General features: G+C 35.0%; 18 protein-coding genes. 12 read left to right on the top strand and 6 right to left on the bottom strand.

Annotated features, from left to right (window positions below; all coding sequences use genetic code 11):
* Nucleotides 1-5 precede the first annotated feature (5 nt).
* The 8 genes from K7G93_RS04545 to K7G93_RS04510 are packed head-to-tail and all read left to right on the top strand — an operon-like array spanning nucleotide 6 to nucleotide 7,932.
* A complete protein-coding gene (locus tag K7G93_RS04545; RefSeq protein ID WP_160530992.1) occupies nucleotides 6-1,127 on the top strand; it encodes a CpaE/TadZ family protein in 1,122 nt (373 codons plus the stop codon).
* A 22-nt stretch (nucleotides 1,128-1,149) separates the two neighbouring features.
* A complete protein-coding gene (locus K7G93_RS04540) occupies nucleotides 1,150-2,427 on the top strand; it encodes a TadA family conjugal transfer-associated ATPase (protein WP_049214001.1) in 1,278 nt (425 codons plus the stop codon).
* The gene (locus K7G93_RS04535) at nucleotides 2,428-3,312 is read left to right on the top strand and encodes a type II secretion system F family protein (protein WP_160530991.1); all 885 of its coding nucleotides are present in this window, start codon (nucleotides 2,428-2,430) and stop codon (nucleotides 3,310-3,312) included.
* Nucleotides 3,309-4,163, top strand: a complete 855-nt coding sequence (locus K7G93_RS04530) for a type II secretion system F family protein (RefSeq protein ID WP_115322564.1) — start codon at nucleotides 3,309-3,311, stop codon at nucleotides 4,161-4,163. Before K7G93_RS04535 ends, K7G93_RS04530 begins: the two co-directional genes overlap by 4 nt.
* Nucleotides 4,153-4,914: a tetratricopeptide repeat protein gene (locus K7G93_RS04525; RefSeq protein WP_115322565.1), complete on the top strand. Its 762-nt coding sequence runs from the start codon at nucleotides 4,153-4,155 to the stop codon at nucleotides 4,912-4,914. The genes K7G93_RS04530 and K7G93_RS04525 overlap by 11 nt, the downstream gene beginning before the upstream one ends.
* A gap of 16 nt (nucleotides 4,915-4,930) precedes the next feature.
* On the top strand, nucleotides 4,931-5,509 hold the full coding sequence (locus K7G93_RS04520; protein WP_160530990.1) for a TadE/TadG family type IV pilus assembly protein: 579 nt from the start codon (nucleotides 4,931-4,933) through the stop codon (nucleotides 5,507-5,509).
* 55 nt (nucleotides 5,510-5,564) lie between these two features.
* Nucleotides 5,565-6,128, top strand: coding sequence for a tight adherence pilus pseudopilin TadF (gene tadF / locus K7G93_RS04515; protein ID WP_160530989.1), 564 nt, complete (start codon nucleotides 5,565-5,567; stop codon nucleotides 6,126-6,128).
* A gap of 19 nt (nucleotides 6,129-6,147) precedes the next feature.
* Nucleotides 6,148-7,932 carry a TadE/TadG family type IV pilus assembly protein gene (locus K7G93_RS04510; RefSeq protein WP_226690633.1) on the top strand — a complete coding sequence of 595 codons (1,785 nt, stop codon included), beginning with the start codon at nucleotides 6,148-6,150 and terminating at the stop codon, nucleotides 7,930-7,932.
* Nucleotides 7,933-8,082: 150 nt separating this feature from the next.
* Here the strand turns inward: K7G93_RS04510 and K7G93_RS04505 are convergent, their stop codons facing one another.
* Nucleotides 8,083-8,685, bottom strand: coding sequence for a peroxiredoxin C (locus tag K7G93_RS04505; RefSeq protein WP_049214008.1), 603 nt, complete (start codon nucleotides 8,683-8,685; stop codon nucleotides 8,083-8,085).
* A 156-nt stretch (nucleotides 8,686-8,841) separates the two neighbouring features.
* Here K7G93_RS04505 and metC point away from each other — a divergent pair, with 156 nt between their 5' ends.
* Nucleotides 8,842-10,044 (top strand): cystathionine beta-lyase, encoded by a 1,203-nt coding sequence (gene metC, locus K7G93_RS04500; RefSeq protein ID WP_160530986.1) that lies wholly within the window; start codon nucleotides 8,842-8,844, stop codon nucleotides 10,042-10,044.
* 82 nt (nucleotides 10,045-10,126) lie between these two features.
* Here metC and K7G93_RS04495 read toward each other — a convergent pair whose 3' ends face one another.
* Nucleotides 10,127-11,476 (bottom strand): GntP family permease, encoded by a 1,350-nt coding sequence (locus K7G93_RS04495; protein WP_160530984.1) that lies wholly within the window; start codon nucleotides 11,474-11,476, stop codon nucleotides 10,127-10,129.
* A gap of 253 nt (nucleotides 11,477-11,729) precedes the next feature.
* Here K7G93_RS04495 and K7G93_RS04490 point away from each other — a divergent pair, with 253 nt between their 5' ends.
* On the top strand, nucleotides 11,730-12,248 hold the full coding sequence (locus K7G93_RS04490; protein ID WP_115322570.1) for a gluconokinase: 519 nt from the start codon (nucleotides 11,730-11,732) through the stop codon (nucleotides 12,246-12,248).
* 54 nt (nucleotides 12,249-12,302) lie between these two features.
* Here K7G93_RS04490 and gntR read toward each other — a convergent pair whose 3' ends face one another.
* Nucleotides 12,303-13,301 carry a gluconate operon transcriptional repressor GntR gene (gene gntR, locus K7G93_RS04485; RefSeq protein ID WP_049214012.1) on the bottom strand — a complete coding sequence of 333 codons (999 nt, stop codon included), beginning with the start codon at nucleotides 13,299-13,301 and terminating at the stop codon, nucleotides 12,303-12,305.
* 113 nt (nucleotides 13,302-13,414) lie between these two features.
* Here gntR and selD point away from each other — a divergent pair, with 113 nt between their 5' ends.
* Complete coding sequence (gene selD / locus K7G93_RS04480) at nucleotides 13,415-14,470, top strand: selenide, water dikinase SelD (protein ID WP_202384009.1); 1,056 nt, start codon at nucleotides 13,415-13,417, stop codon at nucleotides 14,468-14,470.
* A gap of 62 nt (nucleotides 14,471-14,532) precedes the next feature.
* Here selD and hemH read toward each other — a convergent pair whose 3' ends face one another.
* Genes hemH through ydiJ form a run of 3 tightly spaced genes read right to left on the bottom strand, consistent with a single transcriptional unit; the run spans nucleotide 14,533 to nucleotide 19,001 of the window.
* Nucleotides 14,533-15,498, bottom strand: coding sequence for a ferrochelatase (gene hemH, locus K7G93_RS04475; RefSeq protein ID WP_160530982.1), 966 nt, complete (start codon nucleotides 15,496-15,498; stop codon nucleotides 14,533-14,535).
* On the bottom strand, nucleotides 15,491-15,910 hold the full coding sequence (locus tag K7G93_RS04470; RefSeq protein ID WP_049214014.1) for a hotdog fold thioesterase: 420 nt from the start codon (nucleotides 15,908-15,910) through the stop codon (nucleotides 15,491-15,493). The genes hemH and K7G93_RS04470 overlap by 8 nt, the downstream gene beginning before the upstream one ends.
* A 4-nt stretch (nucleotides 15,911-15,914) precedes the next feature.
* Nucleotides 15,915-19,001 (bottom strand): D-2-hydroxyglutarate dehydrogenase YdiJ, encoded by a 3,087-nt coding sequence (gene ydiJ / locus K7G93_RS04465; protein ID WP_226690634.1) that lies wholly within the window; start codon nucleotides 18,999-19,001, stop codon nucleotides 15,915-15,917.
* Nucleotides 19,002-19,534: 533 nt separating this feature from the next.
* Between ydiJ and ompA the strand changes: the two genes are divergently transcribed.
* Nucleotides 19,535-20,569 carry a porin OmpA gene (gene ompA / locus K7G93_RS04460; protein WP_115322574.1) on the top strand — a complete coding sequence of 345 codons (1,035 nt, stop codon included), beginning with the start codon at nucleotides 19,535-19,537 and terminating at the stop codon, nucleotides 20,567-20,569.
* Nucleotides 20,570-20,631: the final 62 nt, after the last annotated feature.

Genomic DNA, 20,631 nt, shown 5'->3' with positions numbered 1-20,631 from the left:
GCTTTATGTTATTACTTGATAAGGAAAAAGTTACAGTTGACAGTGCCCGAAAAATTATAGTGGTCTCTAGTCAAGAGCACATTCAGAGTGATATCGCTCAGATTTTACGTACAAAAGGGTTAGAAAACTTAGAGATCATTAATAGTGACTTTTTGTCATCATCTGATTTAGCATTTGTGGCAGAAGAAACATTAGGTGTTATTGTCGACATTAGAAATGAGACAGATATAAAAGTTATTTCGGAAAATATTTATAGTGTTGTGCCCCAAAATGTTTGGTGTTGTGTTATCGGTCAGAGTGACTCGATTTCGTTAGCACAAAAATTATTAGAGGAAGGTATTCTTTATTTTCACTCAGATACACAACTTAAACAAATGGCCGAGAAAATAGTATCGGGTGTAAATATTCCTTTAGTTCGTCATACGGTAAAAATTACTGTATTAAGTTGTAAAGGGGGCTCTGGAGCTAGCCTGATTAGTGCTCATTTAGCAAATGAGATTTTCTTAAATAAAAAAGTCCCTGTTTTATTAGCTCAAGGACCAAATGGATCGCAGGATTTAGATCTTGCTTTTGATAAAAAATTACAAGGAGACATCGTAGAGTATCTACCTAATTTTGATCTCTATAGTGGTATTCCAGCTAAGCTACCTAATTCTACAACAGATAAATATAATTTTATCATTTACGATCAGCCAATTTTTAATGTAGATAAAGATGATTTTTCTAAATTCTTAGAATATAGCAATACTTGTGTTTTAGTTGTAGAGCGTACTATTGCTGCTTTAAGAGTTGCTAAGCAATTCTTAGATGAGTGTGAGCGTGTAAGAAATGCAACAGGTAAACCAATCCGTACTTTTATCTGTATATCTGATAATAGTTTAGAAACGTCTAAATTAATGGCAACGAATGATATTGAGACATTATTAAAATGTCCTATAGACGTTGTGATTCCTTTTTTAAAGAAAACAGATGCGAAGACAGTTTTAGATATTGATTTAGGGCGTGTAGGAAAAAAAGAGATTAATGCTTTAATGATGAAAGTGATTGGGGTGATATCACGCCATAAATCGAAAAAAGAAAAACAAAGTTTATTTTCTTCCTTACGTAAAACGATAACAGGTAATTAAAAATAGAAGAAGATCATAGAATATGTTGACGAAAGAACAACAAGTTTTTTTTAGAAATGAATTACTCAGTAATTTAGATGTTGAAAAAATTGATGAAATACAAAGTGAAAGAAGTAAACTCGTAGATGAGTTAGTTCAGATCGTTTATCGTGTTGCTGGAAAAGGGAATATCTATATTACATCGGCAGATGCCTTGTTTATGGCTGAGAATATCGCTGATGAGATTGGTGGTTATGGACCAATTAGAGAATTAATGGAAGATGATACTGTCAATGATATTTTAGTTAATGGTCCTGATGATGTCTGGGTTGAAAGAGCGGGTATTCTAGAAAAAACTGATAAAGTATTTATTAGCAATGAGCAGCTAACTGATATAGCTAAACGATTAGTTGCGAGAGTTGGACGTCGGATTGATGATGGTAGCCCATTAGTTGACTCTCGATTACCCGATGGAAGCCGTCTAAATGTGGTTATTGCACCCATTGCTCTTGATGGTACATCAATTTCTATCCGTAAATTCAGTAAATCCAAAAAGTCGTTGCAAGAACTTGTTAATTTTGGTTCCATGACGCGAGAAATGGCTAATTTTTTAATTATTGCAGCAAGATCTCGTGTAAACATCATTGTTTCTGGTGGTACAGGTTCGGGTAAAACAACGTTATTAAATGCATTATCTAATTATATTTCCCCGCAAGAGCGAGTCATTACATTAGAAGATACTGCTGAGTTGCGTTTAGAACAGCCACATGTTGTTCGTTTAGAAACACGTTTAGCGGGAGTAGAGCGAACAGGTGAAATTACGATGCAAGATCTTGTAATTAACGCTTTACGTATGCGTCCAGAACGAATTATTGTGGGTGAGTGTCGTGGTGGTGAAGCTTTTCAAATGTTGCAAGCAATGAATACTGGACATGACGGTTCAATGTCTACTCTCCACGCCAATAGTCCTCGTGATGCGACTGCTCGTTTAGAAAGTATGGTGATGATGTCAAATGCATCATTACCTCTTGAGGCAATTCGTCGAAATATTGCTTCTGCTGTTAACTTGATTGTACAAGCCTCACGCTTAAATGATGGTTCAAGAAAAATAATGAATATTACAGAGTTAATGGGAATGGAAAATGGACAAATTGTTATGCAAGATATTTTCTCCTATCAACCAAGTAAATATCGAGATGAAAATGGAAAAATCACAGGTGAATTTATTTCTCATGGTTTATTAACTCGTTCTATTGTTTATCAAAATGCGCAAGTATTTAATTTGAGTGCTGAGTTACAAAGTATTTTTGAGGAAAGTTAAATGATCTTAATGTATTATTTAATTCTCGCTTTTGGTGTAGTGTTATTTCTCTATACTGCAACAGGGTGGCGAACTACCAGAAAAAAAATACAATCCAATGATGTTTCCTTAAATAAAACGGCAGATATTATTGACGGTATAAAAAGAAAAATTGTGTTATGGCAGTATTATTTTATCGGTGGCGATAAAAAGAAATTATTAAGAAATATTATTATTACTGCTGCTGTTTTTCTGATCTTATTTTTTGTGAATATTGCTTATGTTCGTCTTGAACGGTGGATTTTTGTTTGTCTCTTTATTTTTGCTTTTATTGTTTTTGTATGGAAGTTTGGGCAACATCGCAACCAAAAAATGTTTAATGCTATGTTCCCTGAAGTCATTCAGATTATGAACGCAGCAGCAACAGGAGGCGCAGGGTTACTACAAGCATTAGAACGATGCGGAAAAGATCTAACAGGACAACTTGGCGAAGAATTTAAGAGTATTCACAAACGCCTCGCTCTGGGTGAAGAGCCAATGGCTGTGTTTGAAGATAGTTATAGCCGCTATCCATATAAAGAATTTTATTTCTTTATTACTATTATTCGTACCAATCTTTCTAAAGGTGGGCAAATTAGAGAAGTCATATCTCGTTTAGGAAGAGTAATTGCGGACAGTAAAAAAATGGAACAAAAAAAGAAAGCAATGACTTCTGAGGCGAGAATGTCGGCTTTTATTGTAGCAATGTTCCCTATCGGCTTTTTCTTATTTATGCAATTTGCAATGCCTGAAAACTTTGACTTTTTACTTAATGATCCTAATGGTCGATTCGTTTTGTATTATGTTTTTGGAAGTGAGTTGTTTGGTATGTTGATTATTTGGTGGTTAATGAGGAAGTCAACATGACATTGAAAATTTTCTTATTTTACATTTTGCTAATTGTATTTGGGATCTTCGTTTTATTAATTACGTTATCTCATAAAAAGAAATTAGAACGCACAAAAGAAATTCTGGCGGGAGAACGCCCTAAAGAAAAAAGTGAAGATACAGTTGAAAAAGGTAAAAGTAAACAGCAAATAGAATTAGAGTTATTGCTTATTAATAACAACCCAATCCTGAAATTTCTAGGGATGCTTGATAAAAATATTAAAATTAAGTTTGCTGTTATTTCAGTTTTGGCTGGTCTATATTATTTATATGCATTGAAAAATGATGCCGATCTTGTAACTGGATTAGCAATAATTTTTGTGCTGATTATTGTGATACCTGGAATTTTAACTAATACTATTTTGAAAGCCAAAGTGAAGAAAATTATGGTTGACCTCCCTGGTTTTATTGATTTAGTTGCAGTTAATGTTCAAACAGGGATTAGTATTGATGCAGCATTAAAGCAAGTCGCAACTGATTTTAAAAAGCTTAATCCTGATTTAACATATGTTATGTTGCGAATTATTCGTAAAGCTGAGCTAACAGGTCTATCACAAGCATTACAAGACCTTTCTATTTCATTACCAACAACAGAAATAAGAATGTTTTGTACAGTATTACAACAAAGCTTGAATTTTGGTTCCTCGATTTATTCGCACTTGATTCAATTAGCAGCAGATATTCGAGAACTTCAACTATTAATAATAGAAGAAAAGCTGGGAACATTGTCTGCCAAAATGAGTATTCCACTAATTTTATTTATCATGTTTCCAATTATTATTTTAATTTTAGCACCAGGTATAATGAGGGTATTTCCAAATGTTTTCTAAAGTAGCAAAAAAAGCATCACTTTGTATTTTCGTATTATCTATTGTTGGTTGTTCCGCTAATAATATGCAAAAAAATCTTTCACCTGAAAGTGTTACTGCAAAAGAAACATTATATGAAAGTACACAAAATTATTCAGCATTAATTTCTCTTTATAGAGATGTTTTAAAAACTAAAGAGGATCCTGCAATTCGTTATAAACTTGCACAAACATATTATCAGCGCGGTGACAGTAATTCATCTTCATTATACTTATCGCCATTATTAACTGATAATAGTCAAATAGGTACACAAGCTAAAACGTTACAGGTAAAAAATCTAATTCAATTACAACAATTTGCAGAGGCGATTTCCGTTGCCAATGATTTACTCGCTAAATCACCTAATGATGGAGAAATATATAATTTAAGAGGAATTGCTTACGCTCAAAATGGTAATTTGACACAAGCTCGAAACGATATTACGAAAGCAAGAGAATTTTTTATTAACGATAATGTTGCTGTTAATAACCTAGCAATGTTAAGTATTATAAATGGTGATTTTAATAATGCCGTTTCTTTATTATTACCACAATATCTTAATGGTATTAGAGAGCCTCGATTAATTCATAATCTTGTTTTTGCATTAGTCAAAAATGGCAATATAGACTATGCAAAAGATATCATCGTGAAAGAGAGATTAAATACTTCTCCTGATGATCTGATTAATGCATTGAAAAAAACAGAACAGACATCGAAGGGTGTCCGCAGATAATTAAAGAGGATTTGGTATGAAAAATTTTCTATCAAATAATAGAGGAACGTCTACAGTTGAATTTGCTCTGACTATAGCGTTCTATTTATTTATTGTTATGTTTATTTTTGAGTTTTGTCGTTTAGCTATTGCAACCTCGTATTGGGATCTTGCGATTACGGAAAGTGTCCGTATTGCTAAGAATGAACAAGCGACAGCAGGTAATTATGAAGAGGCTTTTAGGAAGGCTCTTCAACAGCAGAAAAAGTTTAATGATGAATCAACAATGGGATATCTTGCTTTATTAGAAAAGAATGATTTTAAAGTCAAGGTAGAATATGTAGATTGTGCTAAAGAGCACGAATGTATTCAGAATTTGTTAGATGAAAAATTTCGCCAACCTAAAAAAGACAGCGAAGGTAAGATTATTTCTCCTGATGGTCGTTTAGCCACATTAGCACGTTATTCATTAACTTACGAGTATAAATTTGTGACACCATTATTATTCCTTCCAAAATCGTGGTCAGAGACGATTTTGAATCGTGAATTTGTCGTTGTTCAAGAGTTTGAGCGTTCTCGTTTTAATGCGGGTAGTAGCTCTAACTCACAAGGTTAATTTCTTGTCATTTAGGAAAGTTTATCAATTATTCTATTTTATAGTAGAGCTATATATGAAAAAACTTGGTTTATTTAGGATTAAAAGATTTTTACAAAATAAAGAAGGCTCCGTGACGATAGAGTTTTTGTTTATGTCGATGTTTCTTCTTATTTTGTTTGCATTTTTATTTGATTTAGTCATGTTGCGTTCAACATTAGGTAAATTAGATAATGCCTCATATACAATGGTCAGTATTTTACGAGAACGGTCACAACTCTATAATCGAGCACCTCAAATTAATGAGGATGATTATAGGCAATTTGAAAAGTTGGCGAAAAGATTACTTTATGGAAACAAAGACAGTAATAAGAATGTAGGTCTTGTTTTAGAGTATTGGGCACAAGATGGTTCTGGTCGTAGTATTCCAAGTGCAGTAGGAAATTGTAAGCCATACAAGAAACTTGACGATTTAAGTTATTTATCTCCTCGTTCTGAATTAAACAATGAGAGAAAAATACCACTTTATCAAGTGACTTTATGTGTTGAAACCCATAGTTTATTTGAATCTTTGTTATTAGATGAATCTCAACGTTCATCAGGTTTGATGAGATCTTCATCAATGTCAGTATCACGATAATCTATCGTGGAGGAACTTTATGAAAAAATTGAATTTGACATTTTGTTTTTATGAAAAATTAAAACAGTTTTATGCTGATCAACGAGGGGTCTATACAGTAATGACTGCATTGCTTGCATTCCCTGTATTAGTTTTAATCGGTTTTACTGTAGATGGAACAGGGGTTTTATTAGATAAAGCACGTCTAGCACAAGGAATGGATCAAGCTGCATTGGCCCTTATTGCAGAAAATAATGAATATAGGGAAAATAAAAAGCATTCTGATGTCAATCGACAAATGATCTCTAAGGCAGAAAAAGATAAGTTTCGTGGAAATGAATTTATGGCGAAACAGGAAAAACGTAATCAAGAATTAATTCAAGGTATAGCTAGGCTATATTTAAGGTCAGAAGATAGCGGTGATCCCGATACGCCTGTTAAAGTAACTAAGGATTTTCAGTATTTATGTGAAGAATTAGATTTACCAACAGGTAACGAATATTCTCGTCGTAAACCTGTTGTTTGTCAAGTTCAAGGTAGTGTTGATCGTAAATTTTGGTTACCAGTCAGTGAGTCACTTGCTAATGTAAACTCTCTGAAAAATGGTCGTTTGACTTTAGATTCACAAACTACCTATGCTATCAAGGAAAAAGGAGTCGTCATTCCTGTCGAATTGATGCTTGTTGCTGACTTTTCAGGCTCTATGCATCAAGATCTTAACGGAAGATATAGCAGTGATAAAACGAAAATGGGAAAAAGCAAAATTTCTATTTTGAGAGAAGTCGTTGGTGAAATTTCAAAAATTCTATTACCACTCAAAGTATCAGAGGAGGTGAGTCCTTTTAATCGAATGGCTTTTACAACCTTTTCTGGGGGAGTAAGACAAAAAAACGAGTCTAGTAAATGCACTTTACCTTATGAGAGAAAATCATGGAAGAATTCTATCAATCTAACAGTTGAAAGATGGATCACTGGAAATAATGTACGCAAACAATGGAATCAGCAAAAGGGGCAATGGGAAGATAGCTGGGTAAAATTTGATGTACATTATAAAGGTAAGTATGATAAATTTTATGAAAACACATGTACAAAAGCCTCTCGAAACTCACCTATGCGTTGTCAAATATTAGCAAACCCTAAAACAATCATGGATTATGCAATGGAAATTCAAGATTGGACCACTGTGAGAGCTATATTTTATGCATATATGGATACGAATAGAACTATTAACCAAGTTCAGAGTTTTGATGGTTCGAATAGAAAATATCATTTAGTCTTTGATAATGAAAATTATTGTTTAGGTGGAAATACAGGAAAAGAAACTACACAAGCGTGGTTTGATCAATCAAATAAAAATATTTCTCAAGCTCTGAGTCGCATTAATCCACAAGGGTGGACATCTGCTTCATCAGGTTTAATTGTTGGTGCTAATTTAATTATGGATGCGAACAAAGATCCTAAATCTCAACCAGCAAAATTAGGGACAAATACACAAAGAGTTATTATGGTATTATCTGATGGGGAAGATAACTGGCCGACTTATGATACACTTGTTTCATTATTAAATGCGGGTATCTGTGACAGAATTAAAGAAAGAGTAGATACGTTACAAGATCCTAAATTTAGAGAGTTACCAACACGAATTGCATTTGTTGCATTTGGTTATAGTCCACCTAAACGTCAGGTTGATGCTTGGAAAAAATGTGTAGGTGATCAATATTATGTTGCTTATAGCCAAAAAGAGTTACTAGATACATTTAAACAAGTTATAGGCTTTGAAGAAGAAGTAGGACGTTCTTCATCTAAAAAACCAAAGTTTAACTAAGTTAGTAATATAAAAATCCCTTATTTCAAGGGATTTTTTGTTTTATAGCTATGACAACTATTCATGCGTTGTTATTTATATTTTCAATATAAAACAAAAGGATTAACTTAACGTTAATCCTTTTAATTTTCAAATTGCTATAGCTTAAAATTATAGCTGATCAGCATGCTGTTTTAGGTATTTTGCTACACCTTCAGGGCTACCAGTCATGCCTTCTTTACCTTTTTCCCATTGTGCAGGACACACTTCACCATGTTCTTCATGGAATTGTAATGCATCAACCATACGTAACATTTCATCGATATTACGACCTAATGGTAGATCATTAACTACTTGATGACGCACAACCCCTTCTTTATCAATTAGGAAAGAAGCACGTAATGCGACGCCTTCTTCTGGATGTTCGATACCAAAAGCGCGGGCAATTTCATGTTTGATGTCTGCGACTAATGCATATTTTACTTCACCAATACCACCATTTTCTACTGGTGTTTTACGCCAAGCATTATGGCTAAATTCAGAGTCAATAGAAACGCCAATAACTTCTACACCACGTTTTTGGAATTCCTCATAACGGTGATCGAATGCAATTAATTCTGATGGGCAGACGAATGTAAAATCAAGTGGGTAGAAAAAAACAACTGCTGCTTTACCTGCGATGTGTTGTTTAAAGTTAAAATTATTAACAATTTCACCATTACCTAGCACAGCTGCTGCAGTAAAATCTGGCACTTGACGAGTTACTAATACCATAGTAATAATCTCCTATTAAAAAAATTGAACAAAAAACACTGCTACTAGAGAAGCAGGATTTGCCTTTCTATTCTAAAGAAAGTTAAGTTGTTTTGACAGTAGTTTTTTGTATTCCATGTAGATCATGCGTTTTATAAGTATAAGGAGAAAACTATAATGCCAAATCAACATTCTTTATTAACCGCATTTGTGCATGCTGGTCGTAAGAAACGATTTTTACAAGGAGGAGTGAATCCTGTTATTCAACGTGCCTCATCATTAGTATTTGAGAGTTTAGCAGACAAAAAGCAAGCTAGTCTTCATCGTTCTAATGGTGCTTTATTTTATGGTCGACGTGGAACATTAACACATTTTGCATTACAAGACGCAATGACAGAATTAGAAGGGGGCGCTGGTTGTTATTTATATCCTTGTGGTGCTGCAGCAGTGACTCATAGTATTTTAGCTTTTGTCAAAAGTGGAGATCATATTTTAATGAGTGGTGCAGCTTATGAACCTTCACAAGATTTTTGTAATTTGTTATTAAAGCAGTTTCAAGTTGAAACGACTTATTATGATCCGATGATTGGAGAGGGGATTTCATCTCTTATTCAGAAAAATACAAAATTACTTTTTCTTGAGGCACCAAGTTCATTGACAATGGAGATCCCTGATATCCCTACAATTGTTAAAGCTGCACGTCAAGTTAATCCTGATATTGTTATTATGATTGATAATACATGGTCTGCTGGTGTGTTATTTAAGGCATTAGAACATGGAATTGATATTTCAATCCAAGCAGGGACAAAATATTTAGTGGGGCATTCCGATACAATGATAGGTACGGCAGTTGCAAATGCACGTTGTTGGGATAGATTGCGTGAACGTTCATATTTAATGGGACAGATGGTTGATGCTGATAGTGCTTATGTGACGGCAAGAGGCATTAGAACATTAGGAATTCGTTTAAAACAGCATGAAGAAAATGCTTTAAAAGTAGCACAATGGTTGGCTTCGCAGTCTCAAGTAAAAGTTGTTTATCATCCTGCGTTAGCGAGTTGTCCTGGTCATACTTTTTTCAAACGTGATTTTATAGGCGCAAGTGGGTTATTTTCATTTGAATTACAGCAAAAATTAACTCAACGACAGCTTGAAAATTTTATGAATCATTTCAGTTTGTTCAGCATGGCATACTCTTGGGGTGGATTTGAATCATTAATTTTGTATTATCAACCAGAAGAAATTGTGGCTATTCGTCCTAATATTGAATGTAAATTAACGGGTACTTTAATTCGTGTACATATCGGATTAGAAGATCCTGAAGAGTTAATTGCAGATTTACAAGCAGGTTTTGAACGTTTAGTACAATGTGATGATTGAGGCTCGGATGAGAAATATTGAGAAAATCGAACCGCACTTAAGGTAAGTTGAAGCGCAGGAAGTGCGGTCGATTTTTTAAATTTTATAATAAAATGCTACCAATAACAGCAATAGTGAATCCAACAATTCCAATGAGAGTTTCCATAACTGTCCAAGTTTTTAAAGTCGTTTTCTCATCCATTTCTAAGAAGCGGCTGACTAGCCAGAAACCAGAGTCATTCACATGTGATAGAGCTGTAGCGCCAGAGGCAATTGCAATCACAATAAAACATAAATCAAATTGACTTAATCCTGATGTTGCTGCTACAGTAGGTGCAATTAATGCTGAGGCTGTAGTGAGGGCAACTGTTGCAGAACCTTGAGCAACACGTAATGCCAGAGCAATGATAAAAGCTGCAACAATAACAGGTAATCCTGTATCTGATAGCATTGCAGACAATTCATTTCCGATACCACTTGATCGTAAAACACCTCCGAACATACCACCTGCGCCAGTAACTAATACAATTGCGCAAATTGGGCCCAATGCATTATCACAAATCTTCTCAACTTGTTCATAACTACGCTGATCTTTTAATAAGAAAATTGCCACAATTAATGTAATCAATAATGCAATTGGCGTTTTTCCTAATAAACGTAAACCGGCTACCCAAGGTTGGGAGCCATCAATAACTTTAGCAACGCTTAATGTATTTAAACCAGTATCAAGTAGAATCAAACAAATTGGAAGTAGTAAAATTAGTAATACATTATTGAAACTGGGTGGATTTTTGACTGCTGTTTCACTGATAGCGTTGTCATTTAGAAATGCTTTTGGTAATTCTAGTTTGATTTTTTTACCTGAATAAATACCAAATAAATAAGCGGCAATATACCAGGTTGGTATAGCACAAATTAAACCAACTATAACTAGTAGCCCCATATTTGCACCAAGGATATCACCAGAGGCTACTGGTCCTGGATGTGGTGGGAGAAATGCATGCATTACTGCAAATGCACCAGCAGCAGGTAAAGCATATCGTAATGTTGAGCCTCCGAATTGTTTTGCTACGCTAAAGATGATTGGCAACATGACGACTAGACCTGCGTCAAAGAAAATTGGAAAACCAAATAACAGAGATGCAATGCCTAGAGCGAATGGCGCTTTTTGTTCACCAAATTTATTGATTAATGTATCAGCTAATACCTTTGCTCCACCTGTGATCTCAAGCAATCGTCCAATCATTGCACCTAAACCGACAAGCAATGCAACGGCTGCAAGTGTATTTCCAAAGCCAGATAATAGTGTTGGTAATATTTTATCAGCGGGAATACCTGTAGCTAGTGCAGTAAGTAGACTGACAATAATTAATGCAACGAATGCATGTACTCTGAACTTCATAATTAACAGTAATAGCAGCAATACTGCAGCAATCATAATGATAATTAACATTGAAAACCTCCTTTTGGTTTGTTGTTACTGGTAACATACTTTGCTCTGCTTCTTTGGTAAAGAGAATTTTAGGATGAATTTGTAAATCTGTGATCATCTTCAAATAATATAGCAATTATTTAAATTGATATTTATTTCTTAAACTGAGTGAAAATAAAATTTATGTGATGTCTGTCACATAAATTAATGTTACTGGTAACTTTATGCTTGAATTTTAGGTATGGTAAATAAAAAGAATTAAAGGAGGTTTATTATGTCAAAAATCAAAGGAAAAGGTTTTATCCTAATGGGGGTATCTAGTACGGGAAAAACTTCTGTTGGGACTGCAGTCGCACAACGTTTAGGTATTAAATTGATTGATGGGGATGATCTTCACCCAAAAGCAAATATCATCAAAATGGGGCAAGGACAGCCATTAAATGATTTGGATCGTGCACCTTGGTTAGAACGTATTCGTGATGCAGCATTTAGTTTAGAACAAAAAAGTGAAGTTGGCATCATTATTTGTTCTGCTTTGAAAAAACAGTACCGTGATTTAATTCGTGATGGTAATGATGTGACATTTTTATTTTTACATGGTCCATTTGATCTAGTGCTTGAGCGCATGAAACAACGTAAAGGCCATTATATGAAAACAAGTATGCTTAAAAGCCAATTTGATACATTAGAAATACCACAAACAGATGAGCCTGATGTGATTCATATTAGTATTGATGGCACATTTGATGAGGTAGTAGAGCGCTGTGTCAAAGCACTTGAACCATTAATTTAGTTCTTAAAACTAACCGCGCTTTATAACGTATATATTATAAAGTACAGTTATTTTTTAAATACTTTGACCTAAGTGAATTTGATAACCTAAGTTGATAATGGCACTTTTTTGCGGCATACCTTGTATACGATTTAATAGTTCTGTTGCTGCGATTTTACCAATTTCTAAACGTGGAGTGATCACAGTTGCAAGCTGTGGTGTCATCGATTGTCCAACATCATGACCATGAAATCCTGCAATTGCAATTTGTTTGGGTACTTTAATCCCCATACGTTGACATTCAAACAGAGCGCCAATTGCTAAATCATCATTTGTACAAAAAATACCATCTAAGTCAGGTTTCTGCTGTAATGCTTCATTTAATTGTTGCGCTCCCAAGCTAAATGAGGAAGGTTGTTCAGTTGTTAAACTATGTGGCTGTAGTCCATGCTTTCTCATTGCTTGTTCATAACCCTGCATCTTTAGACGTGTACGTTTATCCATACGAGCAGAAAAATAAACAATATTTTTATGTCCTCGATTGATCATTGTTTCAACCATAGATTGCGCGGCTGCAATATTGTCAAAACCTATGGCTTGCTGTATACCTATTTCACTACTTTCCATAATTTCTATAATTGGAATATTGGCTATTTCAAGCATTTTCAATGTGCGAGCACTGTGTTGATTTTCTGAAAGGATTAATCCATCGACGTTGTAAGAAAGTAGGCTTTCAATACGTTTTTCCTCTTTTTCCATACTGTAACCATAGTGAGCTAACATAGTTTGATATCCCATATTATCACTAATCATTTCAATCCCTTTAATTACATCAGCAAATACTTGGTTAGTTAAAGAAGGAACTAGTACTCCAATTGCTCGACTCTTAGCATTAGATAGAATATCAGGTGCACGATTAGGTATGTAACCAAACAGATCGATTGCTTGTGCAATTTTAATTTGAGTATCTGGAGCAACAGATTCTGGATTGCGTAAATAACGGCTGATCGTCATTTTCGTAATACCAAGATGATTGGCTATATCTTGTAGGGTTGGACGTTTTCGCTTAGTCATTTTTCTCAATATCTTTTTTGTATAACTGGCGTATAATTAGTCCAAATTATTGGTTAGGAGAATGGAAAATGCAAGCTAAAACTGAACAGAATCTTACTGAACTTGAGCAAGAAATGAATGAAACTATTGCGAGTACTATACGCTTAACTCAGTATAGTCATGGCGCTGGTTGTGGTTGTAAAATTTCTCCTCAAGTACTAGAGAAGATCCTACATACTGAGATGGAAAAGTGGGTTGACCCACATTTATTAGTGGGGAATGAAACTAAAGATGACGCGGCAGTGTATGATATTGGTAATGGGATTGGGATTATTAGTACAACAGATTTTTTTATGCCTATTGTCGATGATCCTTTTGATTTTGGACGTATTGCTGCAACCAATGCAATTAGTGATATTTTTGCGATGGGTGGAAAACCAATTATGGCGATCGCTATTTTAGGCTTCCCAATTAAAAAATTACCTGCTGAAGTAGCACAAAAAATTGTTGATGGTGGACGTTTTGCTTGTCAGCAAGCAGGCATTGCTCTTGCTGGAGGGCATTCTATCGACTCTCCAGAACCTATTTTTGGTTTAGCAGTAACAGGAATCGTTCATACGGATAAAATGAAGAAAAATGCATCAGCAGAAGCGGGTTGTAAATTATTTTTGACTAAGCCTCTTGGTATAGGTGTGTTAACAACCGCAGAGAAAAAAGGTAAGTTAAAAGAAGAGCATAAGGGGTTAGCAACAGAGGTTATGTGTCAATTGAATATGATTGGTGCTGAATTTGCTGAAGTAGAAGGTGTTACAGCCATGACGGATGTGACTGGCTTTGGTTTATTAGGACATTTAACCGAAATTTGTGAAGGCTCAGATTTAAGTGCAAATGTGTATTTTGATCAAGTTAAAACCTTGGAAGGGGTCGAACGTTATATTGAAAAGGGATGTATACCAGGTGGGACTGAGCGTAATTTTGCAAGTTATGGCCATAAAGTGAGTGCTATGACCGACATGCAGAAGGCTATCTTATGTGATCCACAGACTTCTGGCGGTTTATTGATTGCGGTTAAAGAAGACGCTGAGTCCACTGTATCAGCAATTGCACAAAAAGCGGGGATCACATTAATTGAAGTCGGTAAACTACTTGAGTCAAATGGAGAAAGTGCGGTCAGAATTCAAGTTATTTAACTAAAAATAGGTTAATGCTTTATGTGTTTGGCATTAACCTATTTTGTTAGTATTGAGTTGAATTATATTCTATTAAGAATCAAGTTTGCCATCATTTCAATATGTTTTGCTGAGGCATTTAATGCAGGAATATATCGGTAAGACGTTCCGCCATTTGTTAAGAAAATTTCTTTATTTTCTTCTTCAATCTCTTCTAATGTTTCTAAACAGTCAGCAGCAAAGCCTGGACAGATGACAGCAACTTTTTGAATATTCTGGTTAGGAGCTTGCATTAAAAATTGATCTGTATAAGGTTGCAACCATTCTTCTTTACCAAAGCGTGATTGAAAGGATAATCCCCATTGATTTTCAGTGAGTCCTAATTGATCAATTACTTCAAGTACAGTTTGTTTACAATGTTCACGGTAATAGTCCCCCATGTTTTCATAACGTAGTGGAATACCATGAAAGGAAAAGAGTAAAAACTCGTCAGGTTGCCACTGATCTTTGATTGATTTGACTAAAGCAGAAATATAGTCTTTATTGATGTGATAAGAATGAATAAAATCAAAAGGAAGGAATCCTCGTTGTGTATGAATCACTTTAGCAAAGGCATCAAAAACAGCTCCTGTTGTTGAGCTACTGTATTGAGGATAGAGTGGTAATACAATGAGTCTTTCTACGTGTTTTTCCATCAAACGTTGTATGGCATCTTCGATAGATGGATTGCCGTATGTCATGCCAATTTCAACAATAATATTTTGTTCTTGTTGGATAAAATATTCTTGTAATGCTCGTTGTTGTTCTTGTGTGATACTGAGTAAAGGGGAGCCTTTTTCAGTCCAAATCGAGGCATAATTTTTAGCTACGCGTCTAGAGCGTAGAGGCAAAATGATCCCCTTTAATAAAGGAAACCATTTGTAACGTGGTAAATCTACTACACGAGGATCAGTTAAAAATTGCCATAAATAAGTGGAGATGGCTTTTGGGGTTGGCTTGTCTGGTGTCCCTAAATTAATTAAAAGGACACCTATTTTTTGTTTATTCATGATCGACCACTGAAAGAGTTAAACGAGCAATACAACAAAGTTTATTTTGTTGATCTGTTATATGTATTTGCCACACCTGAATTTTTTTGCCTAAATGAACAGGCGTAGCCTTAGCTGTAACAACACCTTCTTTAACTGGACGAAGGTGATTCGCATTAATGTCTAAACCTAGTACAGCTTGATTTTCATTTATACAACAAAAACCTGCCATCGAGCCAATCGTTTCTGCCAATGCCACTGAAAGCCCACCATGTAAAAAACCCATAGGTTGTACAGTGCGTTGATCTACTGGCATAGTCGCCTCAAGCCAGTCATCGCCTTGCGCACTAAATTTGATTCCAAGGTGCTCTATTGCGCTTTGTTGACTGAGCTGATTCATTTGTTTAAGGCTATAATTCTTTTTCCAAATCATATTATTATTCCAATAACGTTAATAACGCTTGTACGGGATGCTTAGGTTGCCATTTCTCCATACGTTTCACTTGGCTACGGCAGGAATAGCCTGTTGCTAAACAATATTCAGGCTTTTTATCTACTAATTTTTTTGCCCAAGATAAAGCATAAATTTCTTTAGACATAGTAAGATGTTGTGCTTCATGACCAAAGGTGCCTGCCATACCACAACATCCTACATTTTCTACAGTTAATTTTTGTCCAAATAGAGCAAAGATTTGTTGCCACTCTTTACCACTATTTGGTAGGGCTGTTGATTCAGTACAATGTGGAAATAAATACCATTGCTGTTGATGAAAAGTGCGGTCAGTTTTCATAAAGTTTTGTAATATACTTTGTTGGTCATCTAACTGTGCTTTTAACCACTCTTGCGAAGTGACTACATGAAACTCACCACGTTTTTCGGCAAGTATTTCTTTATATTCATCGCGGTAAGTGAGTACAATTGCAGGATCGACACCAACCATTGGTATCCCTAATTTTGCGATACGTGATAAAAAATCAGCTTGATTTTTAGCTGTTTTAGCAAATCGTGTTAAAAAGCCTTTGATATGTTGTGCTTTGCCATTCGGTTTAAAAGGAACTAATACAGGTAGATAACCTAATTTTTGTGTAAGTGCAATAAAGTCAGCAACTACTTTTGCATCATAATAAGATGTGAATGGATCTTGAACAATGAGTAAAATGTTTTGTTTTTCGACCGCACTTAGCTGCTCTAATTGCTCTAGTGAATATCCCTGATAACCAATTTCGACGAGTTGTTGTTGTAATGCTGGAGCTGAAAGTTGTGGTAAATCAACAAGCCCTAACATTTTTTTTGTCGCTATTTGCGTCAGTTTAGCTTCGGTAAAGAAGTTAAAAAAAGTCGGTTTTTTAGCCATGAATGGAGCAATATATTCAACATTGGCAATCACATAGTCTTTGGCTGAGCGCAGGTAACGAGAATGGTATAAATAGAAAAATTTTGCACGGAAGTTCGGCACATCAATTTTGATAGGACATTGGCTAGCACAAGCCTTACAAGCTAAGCAGCTATCCATTGCACTTTTAACCTCATGTGAAAAATCATATTCTCCACGCCATTTTTGTATTGAATTTCGTATTTTTTTAATCAAATCAGTCAGTTTGATTTCACTTTGTCGAAAATCTAATTGTGTAGGCGTGATATTTTCAGTTGTCATTAAACGTAACCACTCACGTAGGATTGCAGCACGCCCTTTTGGTGAAAATAATCGATTTTTACTGATTTTCATAGAAGGACACATGGTACTATGAACATCAAAATTAAAACATAACCCGTTCCCATTGCAATTCATTGCACCATTAAATGCCTCACGGATTTGTATCGGAATTTGCCTGTCATTATCGGCTCGCATTGGCGATAAAATAGAGTAAAGGGTATCTTTACTATGTAAAGGTGTACAAATTTTCCCAGGATTTAAGCGATTGTCTGGGTCAAATAAAAACTTAATATAACGGAGTTCTTGCCATAATTCTGGTGTAAAGAATTTTTCACCATATTGTGAACGCATACCTTTACCATGTTCACCCCAGATGAGACCTCCATATTGGCGTGTTAAGTCTGCGACTTGATCGGAAATCTGCTTGAATAAAGTCACTTGTGCTTTATCGCATAAATCTAATGCTGGGCGTACATGTAAAACGCCAGCATCTACATGACCGAACATACCGTATTGTAGACCTTGCTTATCTAATAAGGCTCTAAATTCAGCAATGTAATCAGCTAAATTTTCGGGTGGAACACAAGTGTCCTCAACAAATGGAATTGGCTTAGCATTGCCTTTCGTATTACCTAATAAACCGACAGCTTTTTTACGCATAGCATAAATACGCTCGATAGAAGTTAAATCAGAACAGACTTGATAACCGATGATCGCATCTTGTTGTTGAGCAATTTTTTTATCTAGTTCAGTGCAAAGTGCGTTGACTTGACGTTGAATTTTAGATTTATCATTACCTGCATATTCCACAATATTTAAGCCAAGTATGGGATTATTTTCTTCTTCACTGAGCAATTCATTAACAGAATGCCAAATAATATCTTGTTTAGCTAAATTGAGAACAGTGGAATCGATAGTTTCAACAGAGAGAGCTTTAGCATTGACCATAAAGGGGGCATTTCGCAGTGCAGCATCAAAAGAACTGTATTTCACATTAATTAATGTTCGATATTGAGGAATAGGGGTGAGATCTAATGTTGCCTCACAAATAAAAGCAAGAGAGCCTTCTGAACCCGTAAGAATACGAGTAAGGTTAAACTCACTTTCATCTTCATTAAATACATTTTTTAGATCATATCCCGTTAAGAATCGATTGAGCTGAGGAAGATCTTGGAGAATTTTACTGCGATTTTTTTTACAACGCTGAAAAATTTCTTGGTGTAAATGGTAAGCTGTTTTAGATAAAGGCTGTTGTGCGAGAGTTTCTAAAAATTTATCTGTTTTTATTGCATGAGTATCTAATATTTCACCATTTATTAACACTGCTCGTAAACCTAATACATGATCAGATGTTTTTCCATATTGTAATGAGCCTTGTCCTGAAGCATCAGTATTAATCATGCCTCCTAAAGTTGCACGATTACTGGTAGAAAGTTCGGGTGAGAAAAATAAACCATAGGGTTTTAAAAATTGATTGAGTTGATCCTTGACGACACCTGCTTGTACACGTACCCAACGTTGTTCAACGTTAAGCTCTAAAATGGCCGTCATATAACGTGAAAGATCAACAATAATATTCTGATTAATTGCCTGCCCGTTTGTGCCCGTACCGCCACCACGAGGGGTGAATGTTAAGCGTTGATAAATGGACTTTTGAGCAAGTTTTGTAAGCCTTACTATATCAGCGACTGTCTTAGGGTATAAAATTGCTTGAGGTAATTGCTGATAAACGCTGTTATCCGTCGCTAAACTTAGACGTTCAGCATAACTAGTCGTAATATCCCCCTCAAAATGTTGTATCTTTAAGTCGTTTACATAATCATAAACAAGAGGGGATAGCTGTGGAATATTTTTCAAGCGGGGTAGCATATTTATCACTCTGTAAGTTTTGAAACAATATGTAAAAATTAAGTCAATAATTGTAAGTATTTCATTTGAAATGAATGTGAAGTGATTTTAGCATATTCAAATATTATTGCGTTGGAAATTTTTTAATCAGCAAGAGTTTTATTTAAGTTAGAAAAAGAAGTGCGTTTTTTTCAATTATGCAGTTAGTTTCTTATTTGTTTTTGAGCATTTTTGATGTTTTTTTGCTTAAAAAATAAGCGCAAAATATAAAAGAATTTGATTTTATGGGATGAAGATAGGATAATATAGGTACTTTTGAAACTTTCTTTATGTGGTTTATTTTAATAAGAGAAAGAATTTGTCAAAAGAAATTCAGGCAAATTCCAGCCTTGTAAAATGTAAAGACTTAGACTAAGTAGATTAAAAAGAGTTCACTTTCTAATTGAAAAAGTTTAAGATGAGAAAGAACACAATACTTTGTGTTTCTAAGTTTTAATCAAATTAAGACTTAGTTTTTATTTAAAAGATGACTAAATGATAAGAGGATCATCCAAATGAAAAAAACTGCAATCGCATTGACTATTGCTGCACTAGCAGCAGCTTCAGTAGCACAAGCCGCTCCACAAGCTAATACTTTCTATGTAGGTGCTAAAGCGGGTTGGGCATCTTTCCACGATGGTTTAAATGCATTTAAACCGACACTTGATGTTAAACGTAACTCTGTGACTTACGGTGTATTTGGTGGTTATCAAATCACTGATAATTTTGCAGTTGAATTAGGTTACGATGATTTCGGTCGTGCTAAAGTTAAATCTAAAACTAATGGCTTAACTTATGGAAAACACACTAATCATGGTACACATTTAAGCTTAAAAGCTAGCTACCCTGTATTAGACGGTTTAGATGTATATGCGCGTGTAGGTGCAGCACTAATTCGTTCAGACTATAAAATTGCGGATGAAGTTACTCAAGTTCCAAATAGTGTATATGTACGTAATCATAGCTTAAAAGTCTCTCCAGTATTTGCTGGTGGTGTAGAGTATGCATTTATTCCTGAGTTAGCAGCACGTATCGAATACCAATGGGTTAAAGGTGTTGGTAAATATAAAGATGCTAACGGCAACCGTTTAGACTATACGCCAAGTATTGGTGCTGTAACTGCTGGTTTATCATACCGTTTCGGTCAAGCAGTTGCTATGCCAGAAATTGTGAGCAAAACATTTACATTAAACTCTGATGTAACTTTCGGTTTCGATAAAGCTGATTTAAAACCAGCTGCACAAAATGTGTTAGATGGTATCTATGGTGAAATCGCACAATTAAAATCTGCTTCAGTGGCAGTTGCTGGTTACACTGACCGTTTAGGTTCAGATGCTTACAACTTAAAATTATCTCAACGCCGTGCTGACACAGTAGCTAACTATTTAGTGGCTAAAGGTGTTGCACAAAATGCGATCATGGCAACTGGTCATGGTGAAGCTAACCCTGTAACTGGTAACAAATGTGACTCAGTTAAAGGTCGTAAAGCACTTATCGCGTGTTTAGCTGACGATCGTCGCGTTGAAATCGCTGTTAAAGGTAACAAATAATTAATTTGTTAAGCCTATAGCAAGAATTTTAAAAGACCTAAACCTATTGTTTAGGTCTTTTC

The organism is Pasteurella canis (assembly GCF_020810675.1).
GTDB classification, from domain to species: Bacteria; Pseudomonadota; Gammaproteobacteria; order Enterobacterales; family Pasteurellaceae; genus Pasteurella; species Pasteurella canis.
This window is presented reverse-complemented; position numbering and strand designations above follow the sequence as displayed.